Consider the following 23,315-nt stretch of genomic DNA (forward strand, 5'->3'; position numbering starts at 1 on the left):
TCCAAGGAGGATATCATGACAATCAATGCACGATTTGAAGACGCCTCCGCAACGCCCGATATTGTCTGGGATACCCCGTCAATCCGTCGGCAATTGCAGAACCTGGACCAGCCCGGCTCGGTGGTCAGCGATGGCACCCGGCTTGGGGTGACCTCGGAACTGGAGCCGTTGGAAGCCGGTTTCAAAGTGGTCTGCCGCTATCCCGCCCTGACGCCGGGTGCGCTGGGGGACCCGGATTTCCTGGCGCGCTACAATCTGCGCTTCCCCTATATGGCAGGCGCGATGGCCAATGGCATCGCCTCGCCGGATCTGGTTATTGCGCTGGCACACCAGGGCTTTCTGGCAAGCTATGGCGCAGGCGGTGTTCGGCTGGAGCAGGTCGATCAGGCACTGGCCAAGATTACCTCGGCGCTCCAGGGTGCGCCGTTTTCAGTCAATCTCATCCATAGCCCCAGCGAACCGGCCATGGAAAACGGCCTGATCGATATTCTGCTGCGCTATGGTGTCACCATTGTCGAAGCCTCCGCTTTCATGGGGTTGACGCCTGCACTGGTGCGTTACCGGGCGCTTGGCCTGCGCCGCCGGGAGGATGGCGGCATCGATATCCGCCATCGGCTGATCGCCAAGGTTTCTCGCTCGGAAGTGGCCTCGGTCTTCATGGAGCCAGCGCCGGAAAACATCTTGAAAAAGCTGCTGGCCCAAGGTGCGCTCAGCGAGGAACAGGCCGCATTGGCTGCCCAGGTGCCGATTGCCGACGACATTACGGCTGAAGCCGATTCCGGTGGGCATACCGACCGCAGACCGCTGGTCGTGCTGCTGCCGATCCTGCTGCGGCAGGCGCAGAAAGTGGCCGAGAAAAACGGGTATGCCAAGCCGATCCGCATCGGTGTCGGCGGCGGGCTTGGCTCGCCCAAGGCAATTGCCGCCGCCTTTGCGACGGGTGCCGCCTATGTGGTGACCGGTTCGGTCAATCAGGCATGTCAGGAATCCGGCTCATCGCCTTCGGTGCGCGCCCTTCTGGCCAAATGCGGCTTTGCCGATACCACCATGGCGCCCGCCGCCGACATGTTCGAGCTGGGCGTGGAGTTGCAGGTCTTGAAGCGTGGCACGCTGTTCGCCAGCCGCGCCAAGATGCTCTACGATCTCTATCGCCGCTATGACAGTCTGGATGCCCTGCCGGAACCGGTGGTGCAGGAGCTGGAGCAGAAGCTGTTCAAGCAAAGCCTTGCCGATGTCTGGCGGATGACGGCGGATTATTTTGTCGGCCGCGACCCCAAACAGGTCACGGAGGCGGAAGCCGATCCGAAACGCAAGATGGCACTGGTGTTTCGCGCCTATCTCGGCAAGGCATCTCATTGGGCCAATGCCGGGGAAGAGGGACGTCAGATCGACTATCAGATCTGGAGCGGCCCGGCGATTGGTGACTTCAATGAATGGACGGCGGGCACCTATCTGGAACAGCCGGAGGGACGCCGCGTGGTGGATGTCGCCACCCATCTGTTGCAGGGCGCGGCCTTTGAGACGCGGCTGCATTGGCTGGCCATGGCGGGTGTCCGTTTCCCCCATCCGATGTCCTATGAGATTGCGCCGCTATGACAACATCTGCCTCCTATCTTAACCGGTTGCGGGTGCTGTTGGGCGATCCGCTTGAAGACGAACACCCCTTTTCCTTCGCCACTGCCGTGAAAGCCGATCTTGACGGCGATAGTCTCGACCTCCAGGCCAAGGCTCTGATCGAATCCGGTTTTATCCGGCAGATTATTCCCGCCCATTGGAATACGGGCGGGGAATTGGTGGATCTGGAAGCGGTGCTTGAAATGGCGCGCCTTCTGGCGGGTCGTAATCCATCGCTCATGCCCCGGCTGATGTATTCCATCGGAGCAATCACGGTGCTCGATCTGGCTGGCACCGAGGCGCAGCGCAAGACCCTGTCGGACTGGCTGCTTGCGGGCCACAGCGTTGCCCTTGCCGTCAACGAACCCGGAATTCGCAGCGATCTGATCAACAACCAGACGAAGGCGGAACGTCAGGGTGACTGGTATGTGATCAATGGCCGCAAATGGCTGGTTGGTCAGGCCGAAAAGGCGCGAGCCTTGATGGTCATGGCCAAGACGGGTGCAGGCGGACCGGCGGCCTTCTCGCTGTTTCTGATCGACCGGCAACCGCAATGGGAATCCACTCTGCCACATCCGCGCGCAGAACTGTCCGGCATGCGAGGCATCGATGTCGCCGATGTCGATATCGACGTGGCCTGCGTCAATGCAGCTAACCGGGTGGGTGGCGAAGGCGAAGGCATCGAACTGGTGTTTCGCGCCGAATCCGTCATCAAGCTTCTGTCGATCGGTGCCATGCTCGGCCCCTGCGAGAGCGCCTTGAGGCTCACCTATGGGGAGATAGCCAAACAGGCCAATGGCGGCCATCCGCACCAGCATTTCCTGCTGGCCGGTGCCTATGCCGATTACCGGATCATGGACAGCGTTGCCAAGGCTGCGGCCCGCTTCGCGTCTTTCCGCCCTCAGCATTTTCCCGTGGCGGCGGCGGTTGCCAAGCAGATCGCCCAGGAATTCAGCAGCCGGATTTTCACCAGCCTGATGGCAGCATTGGGTGCCCGGTCCGTCCTGGCGGAGGAGCCAGTCTCGGCGATCCTTCAGAAATTGCGGCGCGACGGTGAAGTGGCGCAATATATGGATATCAATCCGCAGGTTAACCTCGGCATGCTGGCCAATCAATTGCCCAGTCTGGCCAAGCGCCGCGCCAAACTGGAACCTGGTCTTGCCGATGCGCTGTTTTCGCAATTGCAGGCGGAATTGTCACCGTCTTCGCCTTGCCCAGCCATGGTGCTTGCCAAGGTGCCGATGCTGAACAGGGCTGGCGAGCCGTTGACGGATCTGTTGCCCGGCCTTGCTGATCGCTTTGCCAAGGCGGCATCCGAGCAAGATCGTGCGGTGGTGGACGCGCTCCATGAGGCAGAAGCACGCTTTGCCAGCCTGGAAGAGGGCATGGCTGAACTGCTGGCCCTGCGCCAGGGCGAAAGGCCGGAAGCCGTCAATGCCGGGGCGCAATTTGCACGGCTCTATGCCGTGTCCTGTTGCGCGCTGTCGGCACTGGCTGAGGGCGGGGATGCGCTTCTACCCTTCATGTTGCAACGCCTGTTGGCCGGTGATCGCTATGCCTTCAGCGGAGAAGATCAGTTCTACCAGGCGGCCTGGCATAGTCTCGCTGACGCTATGGGGGCCGGTGAAGAGGTTTACGACGATGAAAGACGGCACGCTGCGGTTTAGCAGCGGTCGATGATTTTTCTAGTTTTTTCAGGTGGCTTCCACAGGGCCATGCAAGACATTTTGATCAGGAGTTTCAGATGCTATTTCCCGAGGTAAAGAAAAAAGGGTCTGCCGAGGTCCTGGCGACATTACGGCAGCTGGATCTGGCCATGGGCGATCCGTGGGATACGGCAGCACCGGCCTCTTTCGCGCAGATCATGGCCGATGACGAAGCGGAGCGGTTTCCCGCCCGGCCCTATGATGCGCTGGTGGGCGAAAGCATCAGCCAATGGCTGGTGCCGGAAGGTGCTGGCGGCATGATGTTTTCCTATCCGGAATCCCTGCAAATGTACCGGGCCATTGCCCGCCGCGATATGACGCTGGCAACCATCGCCATCCTGCCCTTCATCGGCTATCTGGCGATTGTCACCTGCGGTACGGAAGAGCAGATCCGGGAATATGGACGCTTCGTGGCCTCCGGTGGCTCGATTTCCTGGGGGTTGAGCGAAGGCCGCCATGGCAGCGACCTTCTGACCAACGAGACCACGGCAATCAAGGATGGTGAGTTCTACCGCGTCAATGGCGAGAAATGGCCGATTGGTTTTGCCGACCGGGCCGGTGCGATGATCGTTCACGCCCGCACCGACGAGGCAATTTCGCCGGTTTCCCACACCATGCTGATCGTTGACCGCAGCCATCTTGAACGCAAGAACTACCGGGTTCTGCCCAATGAGCGTCTTTACGGCGTGCGCGGCCTGCCGCTGGGTGGGGTGCGCTACGAAGATGCCAAGGTACCGGTTGGACAGGTGCTGGGCCGCGAAGGCGCAGGGCTGGAAGTGTCGCTGAAAAGCCAGCAATCCCTGCGACTTGGCGTGGCCGCCATGTGCCTCGGCGCTGTCGATACCGGCTTGCGGCTGGCCTATGGCTTTGCTGCCAATCGAAGCCTCTATGGCAACCAGAAAGTGATCGAATTGCCGGTCAGCCGTCGCCAGATCGCCGATGCCTATGCCGATCTGATGATTTCGGAAATCATGGTCGCTTCCGCCACCCGGCTGGTGCATTGCCTGCCCCGCCAGCTTTTCCTCTATTCCTCGATTTCCAAATATCTGGTGCCGAAGCGGCTGGAGCAATCGCTGCAAAGCCTGGCAACCGTGATCGGCGCCCGCTTCTACATGCGTGATGGTTTCGGCCACGGGGTCTTTCAGAAATTGCTGCGTGATATCGGCATGACCGGTTTTGTCGATGGCAATAGCTATGTGAACATGCGCGTCGTCGGCAGCCAGATGGAGCTGGCGCTTGGCAAGGCGCTGGCCGCTCGTGAACAGCCGTTCGATGCAGCGCGCCGGGCGCTGCTGGACGATATCTACGATATCCGCCGTCCGATTGGGCCGCCGCGCTGGAGCAAGCTTGGCCTGTCCGGCAATGGCGATGATATCAGTCTGGCAGGCCTTCCCGATGCATTGCGCGAGTTGAAGCCGCTGGTGTCGGAGAGCGAATATGCGCTGGCATTGAGCGTGTTGGATGAGGTCGTCAAACTGGATCAGGCCCGGCGCGACGCCCAGGCGAGACTTGGTCGCGGGTTTTCCAACAGCGCCAATTTCTATGCATTGACGGACCGTTATTGCAGCCTGAATGCTGCCGCCTGCTGCATCCAATTTGCCGTGGCCAATGCCGGTGGCATGCCTGCTTCCCTACCGGACGGATCGGGCTGGCTTGGCTATTGCCTGAAGCGGATCATGCACTGGATGTACCCGACCGAATTCCTGCCGGAGCCGGAAGACGTGTCGGGCCTGATCGAGGTGATCGGTGATCTCTATCAGTCCAACCGGGCCTTCTCAGTCTTCCCCTTCGAATATGCGGGAAGCCGTGAAAGCATGGAACAGGGCGGCAAGCTGCTGACCAATAGTTGATACGCGAAGACATTGATGAAGGCTACGTTGCGGCCTTCATCATGCCATCAGGCAAAAACGATCCGGGGGAAATAAAAGCTCACCACCCAGTTCGGCATATCGACCACTTCGCTGATCCTGAGATCGCCGCAGACCGAGCAAAGCATATAGGCATCGACCGGGGCCATGCCGTGTTCGGCGGACAGAAGATCGACCATCCGCATCACCGCCTCGCGGGCGCCGGTCATCAGGTCAGGGCCGATGCCGGTTGTCACCTCATAGCCCGCGCCGTCCAGATGCCGGGTGACGGGTTCTGTCACGGTGAAGCGCGGGCTTTGCAGCGCCATGCCCTTCACCAGTTCCAGTGTCAGTTCCACATCCATCCGGCTTTCGATGGCGGTGCCGCACACTTCCCCATCGCCTTGCGCAGCATGGGTGTCACCGACCGAAAACAATCCGCCCTCGACCTCGACCGGCAGATAAAGCGTCACGCCCGCTGAGAGATCGCGGATATCGAGGTTGCCGCCAACCCTGCGCGGTGGCACGACTGAGTGCGGACCGGGGTCGGCTGGCGCAAGCCCGATGGTTCCGGCGAAGGGTTTCAGCGGCACCTTGCCGCCAGGGCCGTAAAGGGCAGGGGTCATGGAATTGGCATCGTAGTGCCAGACATGCAGGGCCGGGTCCTTGAACTGATCGGCGAGCAGGCCGAAGCCCGGAATATTGGCGGTCCAGCCGAGACCGGAGGGATGAAACTTGCGGATGGAGACCTTGACCACATCGCCAGGCATGGCGCCCTCGATATAAACCGGGCCGGAAACCGGGTTGATCCCGGCAAAATCCAAGGTCGCAAGGCTCGCAGGCGTTGCATTGGCGCCGAGCTGGCCGCCGGAGGCATCCATGCATTCAAACAGGATTGTTTCGCCGGGTTTTGCAACCAGTGCCGGTTTGAAATCCTTGTCCCAGCCGAAGTGATGCTGGGCGCGGTGGATGGTGTGGGTGCAGGCGATGCACATGGCGGGCTCCCTTTTCTTCAATCCAGCGGAAAATGACAGGCGACCTTGCGCTCTGCCGAGACAGGCGTCAGCGGTGGCCGCAGGTCGCGGCAGATATCCTTTGCATAAGGACAGCGGGTGGAAAACTTGCAGCCGCTCGGCGGATTGAGAGGGCTGGGAATTTCGCCCGACAGCAGGATGCGTTCGCGCTTGTCGCGCTTATGCGGCTGCGGAATGGCCGACAGCAGCGCCTGTGTGTAGGGGTGGCTGGGGTTGGCATAGAGCGCATCCGTTTCACCGATCTCGACAATGGAGCCGAGATACATCACCGCCACCCGTGTTGAGACCTGCCGCACCACGGCCAGATCATGGGCAATGAACACATAGGTGAGGTCGAGTTTTTCGCGCAACTCGCTGAACAGGTTGACGATCTGCGCCTGCACCGACACATCAAGCGCCGAGACCGGCTCGTCGGCGACAATCATCTTCGGCTCGACCGCCAAGGCCCGGGCGATGCCGATCCGCTGGCGCTGGCCGCCGGAAAACTCATGCGGATAACGATCCAGATATTCGCGCCGGAGCCCGACGAGATCCATCAGCTCGGCCAGCCGGTCCTCGATAGCGCCACCCGCGCGGATCTTGTGAACCTTCAGCACTTCGCCCAGCACATCGCGCACCTTGCGGCGCGGATTGAGCGAGGCGGAGGGGTCCTGGAAGATCATCTGCATCTTGCGCCGCACCAATTTCAGTGCCTTGCCGTCCACCCTGGTAATGTCCTGCCCGTCGAAGGTCAGCGATCCGCCGCTGACATCATAGAGGCGTGTCAGACAGCGTCCGAGCGTCGATTTTCCGGAGCCGGATTCGCCTACAAGCCCCAGCGTTTCGGTCGGATAAACGTCGAGGCTGATGCCTTCGACGGCGCGCAGCAGTTTGCCGGAGCCGGGCCGCATGGTCTTGCCGACAGTGAAACTCTTGGTGAGATCCTGTGTCGAGAGCAGGGGCGTGGGGTGGGATGTCTCGCTCATGCCAGGGTCTCCAGCGGCAGGATGTCTTGGCGAAGGGCCTCACGTTCCGGCCCGTCCAGCACGCAGAGCGCCGATTGCTCTCCCATGCGCCGCAACGGCGGATGTGCTGCGCAGCCCTCCCGTGCAAACATACATCGCGGTGCAAATCCACAGCCCTCCGTCAGGCTGTCTGGAGTGGGCGGCATGCCGGGAATGGATTTCAGCCGCTTCAGGCGTGGCCCGGTCAAAGGCGGGATCGAGGCCATCAGGCCCCAGCTATAGGGATGCATAGGTGTCGAGAAGATTTGGTCGGTCGTGCCGCGTTCAACGATGCGGCCCGCATACATCACCGCCACCCGGTCGGCGACTTCAGCGACCACGCCCATGTCATGGGTAATGAGAATGATCGCCGAGCCGAAATCCTTGCGCAATCGGATCAACAAGTCGAGCACCTGCGCCTGGACAGTCACATCCAGCGCTGTCGTTGGCTCGTCGGCCACCAGCAGCGCCGGGCTACAGGACAGCGCCATGGCGATGACGACGCGCTGGCGCATACCGCCGGACAGTTGATGCGGATAGCGGTCCACGGCCTCGCCCGGATTGGACAGACCCACTTCGCCCAAAAGCTCGATGGCCCGCAGCCGAGCCGCCCGTGCCGAGATCGGCTCATGGGCGCGGATCTGTTCGGCGATCTGCCAGCCCACTGATTTCACCGGGTTCAGCGCCGTCATCGGGTCCTGGGAAATCAGGCCGATCTGCTTGCCGCGAATGCGCCGCATCTGGCTTGCCGACATCTCCAGTATGCGCTGGCCGCGAAAGGTGACGATGCCGTCCACCCGCGTGGTTTTGCGGTCATGCAGGCCGAGCAGCGACAACAGCGTCACGGATTTGCCGGAGCCGGATTCGCCGACGACAGACAGGATTTCGCCTTCGCGCACGCCGAAGGACACATCGCGCACCGCCCGCACATAGCCGCGATCGGTGGCGAAGGAGACGCTGAGGCCGTTGACATCCAGCAGCAGGGGCCGGTCTTTAATGGTGTCGTTCTGGTTCATTTTCAGCTTCCCCGCACGCGCGGATCGATCAGCACATAGACGACGTCAACCAGGGCATTGGCGATGACGACGAAGAAGGAGGCGTAGATGACAGTGCCGAGGATCATCGGCAGGTCGAGATTGAGCAGGGCCTGATAGGTCAGGCGTCCGACGCCGTTCAACCCGAACACCACTTCCGTCAGCAGCGCCGAGCCGCCGACCAGCGCGCCGAAATCCAGCCCGAACATGGTGACGAATGGAATGAGCGAGGTGCGCAGCGCATGGTGCAGCATGACGCGCGATGGGCTGAGACCCTTGGCGCGGGCGGTGCGGATGAAATCCTCCTGATAGGATTCGACCAGCGTTGCCCGCAGCACCCTTCCATAGATGCCGATATAAAGTGCTGCCAATGTACACCATGGGATAATCAGCGTCTTGAACCAGCCGGCGGGGTCGGTGAAAAACGGCTTGTAGCCAAGCGACGGAACCCAGGAAAAGAAGATCGTGTCGTGGAAACGGTTCTGGGAAATGAGGTTCATCACCTCGCCCAGCCAGTAGACCGGCATGGAGACGCCGATCAGCGCCAGCACCATCAGCCCGCGGTCCAGCGCGGTATCACGCGCCATGGCGGCAATGACCCCGACTGCGATACCGCCGATCACCCAGAGTACGGCAGCTCCGAACACCAGCGACAGGGTAACGGGGGCAGCGGCGGTGACTTCCGGCACGACTTTCATGCCGCGATTGACGAAGGAGGCGAGATCCTGGGTGATGAACAGCCGTTTCATCATGATGCCATATTGCACCGGCAGCGGCCGGTCGAAGCCGAATTCCTTGCGGATCGCCTGCACGGTTTCCGGCGAGGCATTGCGTCCGGCAATCCGGGCGGCAGGATCGGCGCCGGGCGTGGCGAAAAAGATCAGGAACACCAGCGCCGAAATGCCGAACAGCACGAAGATCATCTGGACGAAACGTTGAATGAGGGCATAAATCATCGGGCGGCTCCTCAAATCACTTTGGTGCGCGGGTCGAGCGCATCGCGCACGCTGTCACCCAGCACGTTGAGCGCCAGCACGCAGAGCACGATGGCAATGCCCGGCGCCAGGGCCACCAGCGGGCGGGTGTAAAGCAGGCCCTGGCCATCCTGGATGATCGTGCCCCAACTGGCATCCGGGGCCTGTACGCCGATGGAGAGGAAGGACAGCGAGGATTCGGTGATGATGTTCAGCGCCATCATCAGCGGAATGAACACGATCAGCGTGGTCGAGACATTCGGCAAGATGTCCTTGATCAGGATACGCCATTTGGGAATGCCAAGGCCGATGGCGGCCAGCACGAATTCGCTGTTTTTGAGCGAAAGCACCCGACCGCGCACCGGACGCGCCACGTAAGGCACGTAGATAATGCCGATAATGCCGATCGGCAGCAGCAGGCTGCTGGAATTGATCTCGATGGGACCGATGGTAATGCCCTGCGAAATCAGCACGATGGACAGCGAAATGGCCAGAAGATAGACCGGGAATGCCCAGAGAATGTCGAGAATGCGCGAGAGCACCATATCGGTGACACCGCCAAAGAAGCCAGCCGAAATCCCGACGATTGCGGCCAGCACCAGACAGATCAAGGTTGATGATGCGGATATCAGCAGCGAATTGCGTCCGCCATAGAGCAGGCGGGCAGCAACATCGCGGCCCTGGCTGTCGGCGCCAAGGAAGTATGGGCCTTTGAGGGTCGGTCCTATCGGGGTAACGCCAAGGCCAAGGCCTTCGGTCGACGCCTGCATGACCTTCACCCGCTGACCGTCGATCGTCACCCGGCCGCTGAGATTGGAGCGGAAGGGGTCGGTGCCCGATACCATCGAGGCATAGAGCGGGGCGGCGAGGCTGGAGGCGATGATGAGCAGCAGCACGAAAGCCGCCGCAATGGCCGATTTATCCCTGCGAAGCAAACGCCAGGCACGGTGCCACGGGCTGGCGCCACCCGCTTTTCTGGGGGCCTGCGGGTCAGGCTCTCGATTGGATTGGGCATGGTTGGCCATGCCTTCCGACACATCGTTCATCTGCGCTTCTCTTCAAGCTCGGTCATGGAGGGGGGATGGAGAGGGGCGTTGGGAAGAAACCCCTCCCCAACCCTCCCCCTTGTGGGGAGGGTGGGGAGGGGCTTTTCACGCCTCGCCCCTGATGTACCGGCTCACTTCACCCAGGATTGCGAGATCACCCAGCGGTTCTGCTTGTTGAACAGATAATTGCCGAGCCGTGCCGAAGTGAAGTTGACGCTTTTTGGCGTGAACAATGGAGCAAGCGGAGCCTGTTCCATGAAGGCTTTGTCGATTTTTGCCCAATTGGCGTCGGCCGCTTTGGGGTCCTTGATGGACAGTGCCATCGTATCCTGCATCTGCTTGTCCAGTTCCTTGTTGCAGTAACCGGCGATATTGATGGAGGAATCGCTGCCCGGATGGATGCTGTCGCAAGACAATAGCACGTTGATGAAGTCCGAGGCTGCCGGATAATCCATGTACCAGGAGGTGACGCTGATCTGGACATTGTTATTGGTGTTCTGGATATAGGTGAACTCGATATTCGGCGAGATCGCCTTCAGCGAGGCGTCATAACCCAGCTCGTTCAACAGGCTCTGCACATAGGTGCCGATGCCGCGACCAACGGCATTATCCTCGGCAATGATCGTTACCTTCTGACCGGCGGTGCCGCTTTCCTTGATCAGCGCCTTGGCCTTGTCCATATCAGGCTCGCTCCAGCTTTCGCCGGGGTTCTTGGTGTAAAGGCAGTTGGGAGCATAGCCGGGGAAGTCAGGCGGCAGGATCTGGCAGGTCGGGGAGGCCAGCGCCTCGCCGCCGAATAGGCCAACCAGCGCGTCGCGGTCCAGTGCATAGTTTACCGCCTGGCGCACCTTGATATCGTTGAACGGCGCCAGATTGGTATTCATCGGCAGGTACCAGAAGGCAGCCAGCGGATCGATATGCATCTGCTTGGCATATTTCGAGCCCAGTTCCGGCAGGCGGTCGGCGGGCGGCGTGTCGAACATCCAGTCGACCTGGCCGTTCTGGATGGCGTTAATTGTCGCCTCTTCGGTCATGCCGAACTGGTAGACGATTTCATCCGCGTAGCCATCCGGCTGCGCATCGACGCTCCATTCCTTGAAATGCGGATTGCGCTTCAACACCATTTTTTCATTGGGGTTGTAGCTGGCAATCATATAGGGGCCGGTGGCGGGAAGCGGCGTGGTGCCAGCGTCCTTGGCGGGCGTGTCTGCGGGCAGGATGCTGGCATGCGGCACGGCCATCTTGTCGAAGAATTCCGAATCCGCCTGGGTCAGGTGAATGGTCACGGTGCCCGCCGCGTCATCGGCAATCACGCCGCCTTCAAGCGTGCAGTTTGCTGCATCGGCAATGCATTTGTCGGCCCCGACGATGCCGTTGTAAAAGCTGCCGGTGGTTGGACCATTGACCTTGAAGATACGCTGGAAAGAGGCGGCCACATCCGACGGCTTCAATTCCTGTCCGGTCGAGAACATGATGCCCTTGCGGATCTTGAACACATAGGTCTTGCCATCGTCCTGCGGCTCGGGAATGGCCTCTGCCACATCAGGAACGATCTTGAAGCCCTCGGTACCGGCGGCCTGCTTGAACTTGACCAAACCGTCATTGGTCATCTGCAAGACCTGCCAATATTGACCGGTATAGTTGATGGCAGGGTCGATGGTACCGGCTGCGGAAACGGCGGCGAGCGTCATGGTGCCGCCGCGATGCTGGGCCATCAGCGCGGCCCGGTCCTCTGCATAGGAGATACCGGAAAGTGCTGTCTGGGCGAGAAGGCAGGTTGCGAGAAATGTGCCTGCCTTACAGGACAAGGCTTTGATCGATCTGGTCATGAAGTTCATTCCCTCTGGTTCTTATTGGGTCGGTTGATTGTGGCGGCTCTTGTCGGGGCCGTTATCAGGGAGCTTTCTGGTCAAGGAAGGTGCTGACTTCCGCCATGCAGGCATCGCGCTCTTCCACATGCGGCATGTGGCTGGACTGTTCGAAAATCCGCCAGCGAACATCTGGGATCTCATCGGCGAAGGGCTGCACGCAGGCTTCGGTCGCCTCATCGAACCGGCCGGAAACCAGCAGGGTCGGGACGTTGATGGTCGAGAGCCTGCCCTCGATTGTCCAGTCCTTCATAGTGCCGATAACGTGGAATTCATTGGGGCCGTTCATCGTGTGATAAACGGTCGGATCGGCGGCAATCGCGTCGAAAGTGCGCTGCACTTCAGGCGGCATCGGCACGACGCGGCAGACATGGCGCTGGTTGAAGACATCGGTCGCCTTCATATACTCTTCGCTGTCGGTGGTTTCCGCTTGTTCGTGGGCCAGCAAGGTCGCCTGCACATCAGCGGGCAGCGCTTCACGCAGCCGGTTTGCTTCTGAGACCCAGGTGCGCAGCGAGGCGGGCGAATTGGCGATCACCAGGGCTTTCAGCCCTTCGGGCTGGTCCACGGCAAATTCAGCGCCGAGCATGCCACCCCAGGATTGGCCGAGCAGGCAATAGGCGCCGCGAATGCCGAGATGGTCGATCAGGTTGTGCAGTTCCGCCTTGAAGAACGCCACCGTCCAGAAGTCGCCGCCCTTATCGGGCAGATGGGTGGATTTGCCATTGCCGACCTGGTCGTAATGAATGACGGCGCGGCCCGTTGCGGCAATGTCCTTGAAACTGTCGACATAATCGTGGGTGCAGCCGGGACCGCCATGGGCCACGATCAACGGCGGCTTGCCGGAGGTGAGATCACCGGTGATCCGATACCAGGTCTGATACCTGCCGTAGGGGGCGAAACCTTCAATAGTCGACACGCAAAAACTCCTTATGGACTGCAATTCTGTTTCAGTTGGATTTCGGGATTGGAAACTCGCCGATATGCCGGTCGTTGCGGCAGATGGCCTCGGCGGCATCCTCGATTGTCATGCCCCAGTCCATCGCCACCATGCGCAATCTGCGCCAGGCCTCGGCCTCGGTGCAGGCGCCCTGCCGCAGCAGTTCCAGCACGGCATGCACCACGACCGGTCGCTGCCGGACGCGGTTTTCCAGGTTACGGATGTCATCGGCCTGGCTGCGGGCTGCCTGATAGGCATGGGCAGCGATCAACAGGGCGCTATAGGCACCGGTGGAACCGACTGGTTTTAGGAGATGGGCATTGGAGCCTTGCGACAGCGCCCATTCGGTTCGCCCCGGGGTTTCCGAGCCGATCAGCGCAATCATCGGCATTGGCGCAAAGCCCGCTGGCCAGGGAAATTGACCGTCATGACCCATATCGGCATCGAAAAGCACGATGTCAGCACCGGCATGGCTCTCGTCCAGTTGCGGCCAGGCAATCGTCACCCGGATATGCAAGAGTTCGAGCTGGCGTTGCAGCGCGTCGACGGAAGGATGCGGGCGATGCAGGATGATCGCATGCCAATTGGCAAGCAGGGGGCGATCGGACCGCTTCATTTGATCACCTTCAGCGATGGTGAGGTCTGGGGTTTAGGCGTGGGTGGAGTGTCTTCCATTCGCTTTGGTTGGCTGCGCACCAGATAAGGATCAGCCTCAATGGGCGCCGCCGCACTCTGAAACAGCGTGAAGGAACCATCGTGGTCCGAAAGCGCGATATGCGGACGAAGCGCGGCGTGCTGGGTGCGGGGGTCGATTTTCAATGGCCCAAGCGGGGTGTGAAACAGCCGGTTCGTGGCGGCATGGCGCACGGCCTCCGGCATGTCGCTGCCCACATCGGCAATGGCCTGCGCCAGAACCATCACAGCGGTATAGGCCGACACGAAAGGTGTGGTCAGGCGGCGGTCCTGCCCGTAACGCCGTGCGATTCCTGCCTTGAAGTCCTGGTTTTCTTCGCTCTCCAGTCCCTGGAAATAGACAGATGTGGTGATATGGCCAATCCGGGCGGATGGCTCCAGAACGGCGAGATCCGTTTCGCAGAGATTGCAGGCGGTGACAGGACAGTGTTCCGGGCCGAAAGCGGGATCTTCGCGCCGCAGGGCGTCATAGGCGGCCAGAAAGGCGGCAGCCGACTGGCCGACGAGATTGCTCAGGATGAAATCGGGCCGCTTCTGGCGGATTTCGGCAATCAGGTGATTGACCTGGGTAGAGCCAAGCGGCATATACCGGTCCGCGACGACCTGGCCGCCGCTGGCCTCGGTCAGTTCCCGGGCGATCCGGCTGACTTCCCATCCCCAGATATAATTGGACCCGACAATGAAAGGCCGTCGCCCGAACCGTGGCAGGATATGCGCAAACAGCGGCAGAAGATGCTGGTTGGGACAGGCGCCGAGATAAAGCGCGCTGTCGCTTGCTTCATAGCCTTCATAAGGAAAGGCATACCAGAGCAGGGTACCGGAGCGTTCGACCACCGGCAGGATTTCCTTGCGGCTCCAGGACGTGATGGCGCCTATGATATGCTTGCAGCCATCGTCGCGGGTAGCCGCTTCCGCCATCAATCCATAGCGCTCGGCATTGCCACCGGGATCGGCCAGTTTCGCCTCGATTTGAAGAGCATATGCCGTATCGGTATTGATCTGCGCAATGGCCGCCATCGCTCCATCCACGGCTTCCCGACCGAGTGCCGCATAAGGCCCGGTGGTCGAGAACAGGATCGAAATCGGAACGGTCATCCTCGTCATGCAGTCACTCTTGCCTTGCGATCGATCTTTCCTTGCGGTCGAAATCGCGCATAAAAAAAGCCCCGGCCCGTCCGTGAAGACGAGTAGCGGGGCGTGTTTGCCTGCGGCATCAAAGCCATGTGTTCGGCGGCAAGGACGATAAACTTTGTCCTGTCGCCAGTTCTCTCCAAAATCCCTGGAGGGTTGTTGGAAGGTCACTTGCAGGCTATGCCCAGGTTAAAATATAGTCAACAGGAATTTTCGCCCATTTAATAGGCTTTAATGGTTGCGCGCTTATGCCTTCTGCAACGAGTACGCTTAACGGAGCGATAGAGCCGAAATGGGAAAATCATCACCCCAGGCAGGACTTGGAAGGCGTGGAAAAATCTGGCAATTCTGCCGGGGCGGGGATGAACGGGCATGCACATAAAAGCGCTGATCTATTTCGATGAACTGGTGCGGACCCGGTCGATGCGGGCGGCTGCCGAGCGTTTGAACGTGCAGCCCACCGCCTTTGCCCGACAGATCGATCAGTTGGAGCATTATTTCGGCACGGTGCTGATCGAGCGGTCGAGCCGGGGCATCCAGTTGACGGCGGCGGGCGAGTTGCTGGCGGCAAGAGCGGGCAAGACATTGCGCGAGCTGAACCATGTTCATCAGTTGATCGACGATCTCCAGGGCTTGAAGCGCGGTCATGTCACTATCCACGCAAACGGTGCGACGGTGGCCAATCTGCTGGCACCGGCACTGGCCGATTTCAGCCTGATCTATCCCAATATCCGGTTTTCGGTGACCATTTCCAGCGCCGGTCAGGCGATGGAGGCCTTGTCGAGCGCCAAGGCGGACATGGCCGTTACCCTGTTTTCAGAGCCTGATCCGGGCATAAGGGTGCGGGCACGGGCGCAGATCGTTTATGATGTCATCGCCGCCAGCCATCATCCGGCAGCGCGCCTGGCGGAAATGACCGTCACCGAGCTTGCCCGGTTTCCGCTGGCGGTGCCGGATGGGTCCTTTGGTGCGCGCCGCGCCTTCGATGCCTGGTTTTCCAGGGCCGGTCTGGAGCTTGATCCGGTCTTCGTGACGGGATCGCTGGAAATGCAGCGGGAACTGGTATTGCGTAGTGCAGCCCTGACGCTGCTGCCAGCCCAGACGGTGGCGCGCGAGCGCCGGTCCGGCGAACTGGTGGTTATCCCGATTGCCGGTGGGGCTGGCATCCGCACACCCATCGATCTGTGCGTCGCCGGGGACCGGCAATTGTCGTTTGCGGCGTCAAAGCTGGTGGATGCGGTTGAGCGGTTCATGCGCGAACAGATGGGGAAATGAAGACATGCGTGTAGCGTTTTGCGCTCCACGCAGAACACAAAAAACCGCATTGTGTGGTTGCTTGCGAGATGACAGTATTTTCGACAATGACGCCACCCGTGGTAAACACGGAAAACGAGCGTTCACGAAGGGGAATTTGACGATGGTTCATGCACGCTTTTTCAAGCCGGGCACTTGGCGTCGCATCGCGGTGATGACGATTGCGGTGACGACGGTGTCGCTTGTCGGCCCCGGCCTGGCGACGGCGGCTCAGAGGACGCTGACACTTGGCATGAATATCGAGCCGACCGGGCTTGATCCGACGGTGGCAGCCCCTGTGGCAATCGGCCAGGTGACCTGGCAGAATATTTTCGAAGGGCTGGTTGCCATCGACCGTGACGGCAAGATCGTGCCGCAACTGGCGAAAAGCTGGGCGATCTCCCCCGACGGTCTCACCTATACATTCAAGCTCCAGGAGGGCGTGACCTTCCACGATGGCGAGGCATTCGATTCCTCCGTGGCGAAATTCACGCTCGACCGGGCGCGTGGCCCGGACTCGACCAATGGCCAAAAGCGGTTTTTCAGCGCCATCGACAGCATCGAGACGCCCGACAAGACAACGCTGGTCTTGAAACTGAAGGAACCGGCGGGCTCGCTGCTCTACTGGCTGGGCTGGCCCGCCTCCGTGATGGTTGCCCCGAAAACCGCTGCTGATGACAAGACCAATCCCATTGGCACCGGCCCGTTCAAATTCGTCAGCTGGGCCAAGGGCGACCGGGTGGAGCTTGCTGCCAACCCTGATTACTGGAACAAGCAGGTAAAGCTTGGCCTCGACAAGGTGGTGTTCCGCTTCATTCCCGATGCCCAGGCCCAGGCGGCAGCGCTGAAATCCGGCGGTGTCGATGCCTTTCCAGAGTTTAGCGCGCCGGAACTGATGGACAGCTTCAAGGACGACGCCAAGCTTGCGACTGTTGTCGGCAATACCGAGCTGAAGGTCGTGGCTGGCATGAACAATAGCCGCAAGCCGTTTAACGACAAGCGCGTGCGCCAGGCGCTGATGATGGCCATCGACCGCTCGACGCTGGTGGAAGGCGCCTGGTCCGGCTACGGCACTGTGATCGGCAGCCATTATACCCCGAACGATCCGGGTTATGTCGATACCACCAAAGTCCTGCCGTATAACCCGGAAAAGGCCAAGGCGCTTCTGGAAGAAGCGGGCTATCCGAACGGGTTCAGCTTCACCATCAAGACCCCGCAAATGACCTATGCGCCGCGCAGCGCCGAAATCATGCAGGCCATGCTGGCCGAAATCGGCGTGACGATGACCATAGAGCCCACCGAGTTTCCCGGAAAATGGGTGTCGGATGTGTTCAAGGGTACGGATTACGATATGACCATCGTTGCCCATGCCGAGCCAATGGATATCGATATCTATGCCCGCGACCCCTATTATTTCAACTATAAGAACCCGGTCTTCAACGAGACGATCAAGAAGATCCAGGCCACATCCGATCCGGCGGCCCAGGCCACGCTTTACGGTCAGGCGCAGCAGATTCTTGCCGAGGATGTGCCAGCACTCTACCTGTTCGTCATGCCGAAGCTTGGTGTCTGGAACAAGAAGATCAAGGGCTTGTGGGAAAATGAACCGATCCCCGCCAATGTTTTGACGGATGTGCATTGGGAGGATTGATCCTGATCGGCGATGGCCTGAAACGGTCATCGCCGTCCCGAGGTGAAGGCGCATTGGCCTGATACAAGTGCACGTGGGATTGACTGCTTCGTCCTTGCACGGAGCCGGTCCCTAAAAATCCGTGCGGAAGGAAAACCAGAAATGCTTGCCCTTATTCTCAGGCGGCTGGGTGGCCTTGTCTTGACCCTGGCTGCCGTGTCCATCCTGATCTTTGTTTTGATGGATGTGCTGCCCGGCGATCCCGCCGCTGTCATGCTCGGCACCTCGGCAAGCCCCGATACGCTGGCGGCGCTGCGCCATGAGCTTGGCCTCGATCAACCGCTGGCGATCCGCTATCTGCACTGGCTGGCAGGTGCCGTGACGGGGGATCTGGGGCAGTCCTATACCTATGGCGTGCCGGTGGCTGGCTTGATCGGCGAGCGCCTCACCGTCACGCTGCCTTTGGCGGTGATGGCGATCCTTCTGTCCATGGCAATCGCCATCCCGATGGGTGTCGCTTCGGCCTCCCGCCGCAATAGCAGTTTCGATTATGCGGCTGGCTTTCTGTCGCAACTGTTTATCGCCGTTCCGGGCTTCTGGGTCGGACTGTTGCTGGTCCTCGGCTTTTCAGTAAAACTCGGCTGGATGCCGGCTGGTGGCTTCGCCGGGTGGCAAGCAGGGTTCGGTTCGGCACTGCTGTCGTTGACGCTGCCGGCCATCGCATTGGCGCTGCCACAGGCAGGCGTATTGACCCGCGTCACCCGCTCGGCGGTGCTTGACGTGATGAACGAGGATTTCGTCCGCACCGCCCGCGCCAAGGGCCTGACACGGCGGGCGGCTTTGTGGCGTCATGCGGTGCCGAATGCGCTGGTGCCTGTCATGACCATTCTCGGCCTGCAATTCACCTTCCTGATTGCCGGGGCCATCCTGATTGAAAATGTCTTCAACTTGCCGGGGCTGGGGCGGCTTGCCTATCAGGCGCTGAACCAGCGCGACATCATCGTCATGCAGGATGTCGTCCTGTTCTTTGCTGGCCTGGTCATCATCATGAATTTCCTTGTCGATCTCTCTTATCTCGTGCTGGACCCAAGATTGCGGGGGAGGGGCAAATGACCACGACCGTGACAATTTCAAAACCGTCTACCAGGCGGCTCGCTCGTCTCTTTCTCCGTCCGACTTTGCTGATCGGCGGGCTGATTATCATCCTGCTGGTGGCGATTGCCCTTCTGTCGCTGGTCTGGACACCGCTGCCGCCGACCCGGATGCAGATCGTCTACAAGCTGAAACCGCCGCTGGTGCATGGCCTGCTGGGAACCGACCAGCTTGGCCGCGACCTGACCTCCATGCTGATGGTTGGCGCCTGGAACTCTCTATCGACCGCCCTGGCGGCGGTGGTGCTTGGCGCAGGCATCGGCACGCTGTTCGGCGTCACGGTTGCGGCGCGGCGCGGCATGGTCGAGGCGCTGACCATGCGGATCAACGATGTGATCTTCGCTATTCCTCCGATCCTGTCGGCCATGATGCTCGGCGCTCTGCTTGGCACGGGGCGGTTTACCGCCATTATCGCTATCGCCGTGTTCATGGTGCCAGTTTTTGCCCGCGTCACCGCCAGTGCTGCTCTTCAGGTCTGGTCACGGGATTATGTGCTGGCGGCGCGTGCTGCAGGCAAGGGTCAGGTGCTGATCACCATCGAACATGTCTTGCCCAATATTGCCAGCCAGATCATCGTACAGGTCGCCATCCAGCTCGGCCTGGCCATTCTGACCGAGGCGGGCTTGAGCTTTCTTGGTCTCGGCATGCCGCCACCGGCACCGACCTGGGGGCGGATGCTGGCCGATTCCCAGACCTATCTTGCTGCCGCGCCCTGGCTTGCCATCCTGCCGGGCCTTGCCATCGCGCTTACTGTGCTTGGCTTTAATATGCTGGGCGATGGGCTGCGCGATCTTCTCGACCCGCGTGAAAAGGGGCGTTCATGAGCGAACAACCGTTGCTCTCGGTTCGAGACCTGTCCATTGCAGTAGATCTTCCCGATGGTCGTTGCATGCCCATCATCGATGACCTGAGTTTCGACCTGCGGGCTGGCGAAACGCTTGGCATTGTCGGTGAAAGCGGCTCTGGAAAATCACTGGCATCGCTGGCAATTATCGGACTTCTGCCCCGCGTCGCCCGCCCGACCGGCCAGATCCTGCTTGACGGAGAGGACCTGTTGAGCGCCAGCGAAGACCGGCTGTGCAAGATCCGTGGCAACCGGATCGGCATGATCTTCCAGGAACCGTTGACAGCGCTCAACCCGGCGATGACCATCGGCGACCAGATCGCCGAAGGCCTGGTCTGGCATCGCGGTCTCAGTTGGCGTCAGGCGCGCCGCGAGGCGGTGGAGCTTCTCGATCAGGTCCGCATTCCCCATGCCAAGCGCCGGGCAGTGACTTACCCGCATGAAATGTCGGGCGGCCAGCGCCAGCGCGTTGGCATCGCCATCGCGCTGGCCTTGAAACCGGCATTGATGATCGCCGACGAGCCGACCACGGCGCTCGATGTGACGGTACAGGCCGAAGTGCTGGATATTCTCGATGATCTCGTGCGCGAATATCGGATGGCGCTGATCCTCGTCAGCCACGATCTCGGCGTCATCGCCCGCATGTGCGACCGCACTCTGGTTCTCTATGCCGGAAGGCGGATGGAGGAAGGTCCAACCCACGATGTTCTGACCACCCCGCTCAATCCTTATACGCGCGGCCTGCTGTCTGCCGTGCCCAAGCGGGTGCCTGGAAAGGACGGCGAGGAAGGCAGGCTTGCCACCATTCCCGGTACGGTTCCAGGGTTTGCGCAACTGCCGCAAGGCTGCTGCTTTTCCGACCGTTGTCCTGATGTGGTGACGGAGTGTCGTCTCACCGCGCCGGGCTGGTCGAGGCATGGCGAGGATCGCGGCGTGCGCTGTCTGCGCGCTGAGCAAGGGGAGGTCAGCCAATGACCGACAACAGTCTTCTCGATATTCGCATGCTTGCCCGCGACTATATCAGCCGTCCGCTGTTCGGGAAGCCGCATACCAGCCGGGCGCTGGACGAGGTATCGCTGACGGTTGGGCGCGGCGAGATCTATGGCATTGTCGGCGAAAGCGGGTGTGGCAAATCCACCCTTGCCCGGCTGGTGATGGCGCTCGACCGTCCAACCTCGGGCCATGTCCTGTTCGACGGTGACGATCTGTTTTCGCTGTCGTCCAAGGCATTGAAGCGCAAGCGGCAGGCCTTCCAGATGGTGTTTCAGGACCCGTTCGGCTCGCTCGATCCGCGCCAGACCATCGGGCGGATTATCGCTGAACCCTTGCATGTGCTGACGCCAAGGCCGGGTAAGGCCGCGATCCGCGACAAAGTCGCCGCCATGCTGGAAAGCGTCGGCTTGCAGGCCAGCCATGCGCAGCGCTATCCGCACGAGTTTTCCGGCGGCCAGCGCCAGCGGATCGCCATTGCCCGTGCCCTGATCACCGAACCGAAACTTGTCGTGGCCGATGAGGCGGTCTCGGCGCTCGATCTCTCGGTCCAGGGGCAGGTCCTCAACCTGTTGATGGATCTGCGCCGCACACGCGGGGTCAGCTTTCTGTTTATCACCCATAATCTGGCGGTGGTGGATTGTATCGCTGACCGGGTCGGGGTGATGTATCGCGGCAGGCTGGTGGAGCAGGGACCGGCCCATGCGGTTTTCGAGCAGCCACTGCATCCCTATACGAAAATTCTGGCCGATGCCGAGCCGAGCGTTCACCGTTTCGGCAGGCCGCAAAAGCCCGCCCCTCTGCCTGATATCAGCGGCGATCCGGATATTGGCTGTGCGTTCCGCGCTCGCTGTCCGCTGGCGCAGACACGCTGCACCATTGAGCAGCCAGTGCTGCGGGAAATCATGCCCGGACGCCAGGCGGCCTGCCACCGTGCCGAGGTGATGGCCGGGACCGATACCTTCATCCGATAAAGATCAAAGATATAGAAAGCCAGGAATGACCGATCTTGTTGATTTGACCATCCGGGAGCTGATTGCCGGTTTCAGCGCCAAGACCCTGTCTCCGGAAGACTATTGGAACGCCGTCGAGGCCCGGATCGATGCTTTCGAGCCCTCGGTTCAGGCGCTTTACCTCTACGATCCCGAAAGCGCCCGCGCCCAGGCCCGTGCCTCCACGGATCGCTGGCAGCGCGAGGCACCACTCGGCCCGCTCGACGGCATTCCCGTCTCGCTGAAGGAGCTGATTGCCACGAAAGGCCAACCGGTGCCGCTTGGCACTGCCGCCGTTGATCTCGTGCCTGCTGCGGCAGACGCGCCGATTGCGGCACGGATGCGTGAGGACGGCGCGGTGATCTTTGCCAAGACCACCTGCCCGGATTACGGCATGCTGTCTTCGGGCCTGTCGAGTTTCCATCCTCTCAGCCGCAATCCCTGGGATCTCAGCCAAAACCCCGGCGGCTCCAGCGCCGGTGCGGCGGCGGCGGGGGCTGCCGGGTTCGGCCCGCTGCATATCGGTACGGATATTGGCGGATCGGTGCGCTTGCCCGCCGGATGGACCGGGCTGTTCGGCTTCAAGCCCAGCCATGGTCGCATCCCGGTCGATCCCTATTATGTCGGGCGTTGCGCCGGGCCGATGACCCGCTGTGTGGATGATGCCGCCTATTCGATGATGACCTTGGCGCGCCCTGACTGGCGTGACGGGACCAGTCTTCCTCCAGAGAAAATCAGCTGGCTGGACGAGGATATCGATATCAGCGGCATGAAAATCGGTGTCATGCTGGATGCTGGCTGCGGTCTTGCTGCCGAGGAGGAGGTGCGCGAGGCAATTATCGCTGCCGCCAGGCGCTTCGAGGCGGCAGGGGCCGAGGTTTTCGAAGTTGGCCCGGTGATGAACCGCGCCATGCTGGATGGGCTGGATGTGTTCTGGCGGGCAAAGTTCTGGGGCGATATTGCCGCCCTCAGCACGGAAAAACGCCAGATGATCCTGCCCTATATCTATGAATGGGCCGAGGGTGGGGCCAGCGTCAGCGGTGTCGATGCGGTCAAGGGTTTTGGCCAGACCATCGAGATGCGCAAAACCTGCGGCGCGCTGTTTACCCGCGTCGATGCGGTTCTGTCGCCGGTCAATCCTGTCGTTTCCTACCCGGCAGAGTGGGCCTCGCCGACCAATGATCCGCAAAAGCCTTTCGAGCACATTGCCTTCACGGTGCCGTGGAACATGTCGGAACAGCCAGCGGCATCGATCAATTGCGGCTTTTCAAACAGCGGCATGCCAATAGGTTTGCAGATTGTTGGTCCGCGATTTGCTGATCTGACCGTGCTGAAACTGTCGAAACTGTTTGAAAGCTGGACCGGACGGATCAGCACTTGGCCGCAGCCTTGATGGGTCCAGAAAGTGCGCGACAGTTTCGATATCTCGGCTTCGCCGCCCCCTTATCCCGCTGCCGCGACCTTCTCCCCGCTGGGGAGAAGAGGGATAGAGCCGCAGATTTTTGGGACCTCCTCTTGGGTGAAGGCAATCTCTGGCTCTGCCG

19 protein-coding genes are annotated in these 23,315 nt (G+C 60.8%); 10 read left to right on the forward strand and 9 right to left on the reverse strand.

Features of this window, described 5'->3' with window-relative positions; all coding sequences use genetic code 11:
- Window positions 1-15 precede the first annotated feature (15 nt).
- The 3 genes from V6582_RS25410 (at window position 16) to V6582_RS25420 (ending at window position 5,170) form a co-directional block, all read left to right on the forward strand.
- Window positions 16-1,596 (forward strand): PfaD family polyunsaturated fatty acid/polyketide biosynthesis protein, encoded by a 1,581-nt coding sequence (locus V6582_RS25410; protein ID WP_156630003.1) that lies wholly within the window; start codon window positions 16-18, stop codon window positions 1,594-1,596.
- On the forward strand, window positions 1,593-3,281 hold the full coding sequence (locus V6582_RS25415; RefSeq protein ID WP_156630001.1) for an acyl-CoA dehydrogenase family protein: 1,689 nt from the start codon (window positions 1,593-1,595) through the stop codon (window positions 3,279-3,281). The genes V6582_RS25410 and V6582_RS25415 overlap by 4 nt, the downstream gene beginning before the upstream one ends.
- 77 nt (window positions 3,282-3,358) lie before the next feature.
- Complete coding sequence (locus tag V6582_RS25420) at window positions 3,359-5,170, forward strand: acyl-CoA dehydrogenase family protein (RefSeq protein ID WP_156629998.1); 1,812 nt, start codon at window positions 3,359-3,361, stop codon at window positions 5,168-5,170.
- A gap of 47 nt (window positions 5,171-5,217) precedes the next feature.
- On the opposite strand, the gene V6582_RS25425 is transcribed toward V6582_RS25420, so the two are convergent.
- The 9 genes from V6582_RS25425 to V6582_RS25465 form a co-directional block, all read right to left on the reverse strand.
- Window positions 5,218-6,162, reverse strand: coding sequence for an acetamidase/formamidase family protein (locus V6582_RS25425; RefSeq protein ID WP_156629996.1), 945 nt, complete (start codon window positions 6,160-6,162; stop codon window positions 5,218-5,220).
- A 17-nt stretch (window positions 6,163-6,179) separates the two neighbouring features.
- A complete protein-coding gene (locus V6582_RS25430; protein ID WP_156629994.1) occupies window positions 6,180-7,166 on the reverse strand; it encodes an ABC transporter ATP-binding protein in 987 nt (328 codons plus the stop codon).
- Window positions 7,163-8,200 carry an ABC transporter ATP-binding protein gene (locus V6582_RS25435; protein ID WP_156629993.1) on the reverse strand — a complete coding sequence of 346 codons (1,038 nt, stop codon included), beginning with the start codon at window positions 8,198-8,200 and terminating at the stop codon, window positions 7,163-7,165. Before V6582_RS25435 ends, V6582_RS25430 begins: the two co-directional genes overlap by 4 nt.
- Window positions 8,201-8,202: 2 nt before the next feature.
- Entirely contained in the window at window positions 8,203-9,174 is a 972-nt protein-coding gene (locus tag V6582_RS25440; RefSeq protein ID WP_156629992.1) for an ABC transporter permease, read from the reverse strand.
- 11 nt (window positions 9,175-9,185) lie between these two features.
- Window positions 9,186-10,217, reverse strand: coding sequence for an ABC transporter permease (locus V6582_RS25445; RefSeq protein WP_197434272.1), 1,032 nt, complete (start codon window positions 10,215-10,217; stop codon window positions 9,186-9,188).
- A 152-nt stretch (window positions 10,218-10,369) separates the two neighbouring features.
- Window positions 10,370-12,067: an ABC transporter substrate-binding protein gene (locus tag V6582_RS25450; RefSeq protein ID WP_234889717.1), complete on the reverse strand. Its 1,698-nt coding sequence runs from the start codon at window positions 12,065-12,067 to the stop codon at window positions 10,370-10,372.
- A 64-nt stretch (window positions 12,068-12,131) separates the two neighbouring features.
- Entirely contained in the window at window positions 12,132-13,025 is an 894-nt protein-coding gene (locus tag V6582_RS25455) for a proline iminopeptidase-family hydrolase (RefSeq protein ID WP_337739296.1), read from the reverse strand.
- Window positions 13,026-13,056: 31 nt separating this feature from the next.
- Window positions 13,057-13,662 carry an ANTAR domain-containing response regulator gene (locus V6582_RS25460; RefSeq protein WP_156632470.1) on the reverse strand — a complete coding sequence of 202 codons (606 nt, stop codon included), beginning with the start codon at window positions 13,660-13,662 and terminating at the stop codon, window positions 13,057-13,059.
- Window positions 13,659-14,843 carry a transporter substrate-binding protein gene (locus tag V6582_RS25465; protein ID WP_156632469.1) on the reverse strand — a complete coding sequence of 395 codons (1,185 nt, stop codon included), beginning with the start codon at window positions 14,841-14,843 and terminating at the stop codon, window positions 13,659-13,661. The genes V6582_RS25460 and V6582_RS25465 overlap by 4 nt, the downstream gene beginning before the upstream one ends.
- A gap of 399 nt (window positions 14,844-15,242) precedes the next feature.
- On the opposite strand from V6582_RS25465, the gene V6582_RS25470 reads away from it, so the two are divergent.
- From V6582_RS25470 to V6582_RS25500, 7 genes are all read left to right on the forward strand, one after another.
- Window positions 15,243-16,145 (forward strand): LysR family transcriptional regulator, encoded by a 903-nt coding sequence (locus V6582_RS25470; protein ID WP_156632468.1) that lies wholly within the window; start codon window positions 15,243-15,245, stop codon window positions 16,143-16,145.
- A 193-nt stretch (window positions 16,146-16,338) separates the two neighbouring features.
- Window positions 16,339-17,814 (forward strand): ABC transporter substrate-binding protein, encoded by a 1,476-nt coding sequence (locus V6582_RS25475; RefSeq protein ID WP_234889721.1) that lies wholly within the window; start codon window positions 16,339-16,341, stop codon window positions 17,812-17,814.
- A 141-nt stretch (window positions 17,815-17,955) separates the two neighbouring features.
- Window positions 17,956-18,906, forward strand: coding sequence for an ABC transporter permease (locus V6582_RS25480; RefSeq protein ID WP_156632466.1), 951 nt, complete (start codon window positions 17,956-17,958; stop codon window positions 18,904-18,906).
- Window positions 18,903-19,769, forward strand: a complete 867-nt coding sequence (locus V6582_RS25485; RefSeq protein ID WP_156632465.1) for an ABC transporter permease — start codon at window positions 18,903-18,905, stop codon at window positions 19,767-19,769. The genes V6582_RS25480 and V6582_RS25485 overlap by 4 nt, the downstream gene beginning before the upstream one ends.
- Window positions 19,766-20,764, forward strand: a complete 999-nt coding sequence (locus tag V6582_RS25490) for an ABC transporter ATP-binding protein (RefSeq protein WP_156632464.1) — start codon at window positions 19,766-19,768, stop codon at window positions 20,762-20,764. The genes V6582_RS25485 and V6582_RS25490 overlap by 4 nt, the downstream gene beginning before the upstream one ends.
- The gene (locus V6582_RS25495; RefSeq protein WP_156632463.1) at window positions 20,761-21,753 is read left to right on the forward strand and encodes an ABC transporter ATP-binding protein; all 993 of its coding nucleotides are present in this window, start codon (window positions 20,761-20,763) and stop codon (window positions 21,751-21,753) included. Before V6582_RS25490 ends, V6582_RS25495 begins: the two co-directional genes overlap by 4 nt.
- A gap of 25 nt (window positions 21,754-21,778) precedes the next feature.
- The gene (locus V6582_RS25500; RefSeq protein WP_156632462.1) at window positions 21,779-23,164 is read left to right on the forward strand and encodes an amidase; all 1,386 of its coding nucleotides are present in this window, start codon (window positions 21,779-21,781) and stop codon (window positions 23,162-23,164) included.
- The last annotated feature ends 151 nt before the right edge of the window (window positions 23,165-23,315 follow it).

Source organism: Agrobacterium vitis, assembly GCF_037039395.1.
GTDB classification, from domain to species: Bacteria; Pseudomonadota; Alphaproteobacteria; order Rhizobiales; family Rhizobiaceae; genus Allorhizobium; species Allorhizobium vitis_E.